Raw genomic sequence first — 1,191 nt, 5'->3', positions numbered from 1 at the left:
TAGTGAGCCGGTCGTGAGTTCTTGTAGCGCCACCTGAGTCGCGTTCTGTTTCAAATCGCGGGTTCAGGCGTGACAGCAGCCGGTGGCCGGGGTGTGCTGGTGGTTGTGAGTGACAACCGGTTGACACCGCTGGTGCTGTCGCAGGCCGAGCGGTCGACGTTGGAGAACTGGGCGAAACGGCGATCGACCGCGCAAGGGCTGGCCACGCGGGCACGGATCGTGCTGGAGTGCGCGGACGGCCGAAGCATCGTGGCGGTGGCGGCGCGATTAGGGGTGGCCAGGAACACCGTCAGCCGGTGGCGGTCACGGTTCCTGGCCCGGCGCCTGGACGGCCTGTCCGACGAACCGCGCCCCGGGGTGCCCCGCTCGATCAGCGACGCCCAGGTCGAGGAGGTGGTCGTCCGCACCCTGGAGGAGGTCCCCGAAGGCTCCACCCACTGGTCCAAACGGGAACTGGCCAGACAGGTCGGGATCTCCCCGACCAGCGTGCAGCGGATCTGGAAGGCGTTCGGGCTGCAACCCTGGCGGACCGAGGACTTCAAGATCTCCACCGACCCGCTGCTGATCGATAAGATCCGGGACGTCGTCGGCCTCTACCTCGCCCCGCCGGCGAACGCGGTCGTGTTCTCCGTGGACGAGAAACCCCAGATCCAGGCCCTGTCACGGACCGCGCCGGTGCTGCCCATGCTGCCCGGCGTTCCCGAACGCCGCAGCCACGACTACAAACGTCACGGCACCATCGACCTGTTCGCCGCCCTCAACACCGCCACCGGCCAGGTGATCGGGAAACTGTCGGCCCGGCACTCGGCCGAGGACTTCCGCGACTTCCTGGCCGAGATCGACCGGCGCACCGACCCCGCCCTGGACATCCACGTGATCTGCGACAACCTGTCCGCGCACAAAGCACCCGCCGTCCACCGCTGGCTGCTGGACCATCCCCGCTTCCGGCTCCACTTCACCCCGACCTATTCCTCCTGGATCAACCAGGTCGAACGATGGTTCGCCGAACTCCAGCGGCGCTGCCTCCAACGCGGGGTCTTCTGTTCCGTGGACGAGCTGACCACCGCGCTGGAGAACTGGATCGAGGTGTGGAACGCCCACGCCCGGCCCTTCACCTGGACCGCGACCGCCGACCAGATCATCGGCCGAATCTGCCGCTACTGCTCAAAAATCTCCGGACCGGCTCACTAG

At 67.3% G+C, this 1,191-nt stretch carries 1 protein-coding gene; it reads left to right on the top strand.

Translation table 11 applies throughout. The annotated features are described in order from the left end of the window. Positions 1-105: 105 nt before the first annotated feature. The gene (locus AW273_RS00030; RefSeq protein ID WP_157555492.1) at positions 106-1,191 is read left to right on the top strand and encodes an IS630 family transposase; all 1,086 of its coding nucleotides are present in this window, start codon (positions 106-108) and stop codon (positions 1,189-1,191) included.

It is taken from the genome of Herbidospora yilanensis (assembly GCF_001570565.1).
In the GTDB taxonomy this organism is placed as follows: Bacteria; Actinomycetota; Actinomycetes; order Streptosporangiales; family Streptosporangiaceae; genus Herbidospora; species Herbidospora yilanensis.
This window is presented reverse-complemented; position numbering and strand designations above follow the sequence as displayed.